Source organism: Streptomyces katrae (genome assembly GCF_000966975.1).
Classification (GTDB): domain Bacteria; phylum Actinomycetota; class Actinomycetes; order Streptomycetales; family Streptomycetaceae; genus Streptomyces; species Streptomyces katrae.
Map to the genome: position 1 here is coordinate 1 of NZ_JZWV01001823.1, position 257 is coordinate 257.

At 71.2% G+C, this 257-nt stretch carries 1 protein-coding gene; it reads right to left on the reverse strand.

Annotation, left to right across the window (positions count from 1 at the left end; all coding sequences use genetic code 11):
• Window positions 1–256: MFS transporter (locus VR44_RS40695; RefSeq protein WP_342669448.1), on the reverse strand; the 256-nt coding region annotated here is incomplete at its 3' end.
• Window position 257: the final 1 nt, after the last annotated feature.

A 257-nucleotide genomic window follows, 5' to 3' on the forward strand; every position in this document is an offset into this window, starting at 1 on the left:
TGACGATGGTCAGCGCGCGGACGTGGTCGGGGGCCCACCAGCGGGTGAGGGCGGCGAACGCGGGCTGGTAGAAGGTGGCGGACATGGCGAGTCCGGCCAGGATCCAGCCGGCGAAGAAGACCGGCAGGTTCGGGGCGAGCGCGATGACGACCAGGCCGGTGGTGCCGGTGGCCGAGCCTGCGGTCATGACCATGCGGGGGCCGTGGTGGTCGATGATCCGCCCGACGCGGATTCCGGTGATGCCGGAGATGACCAGG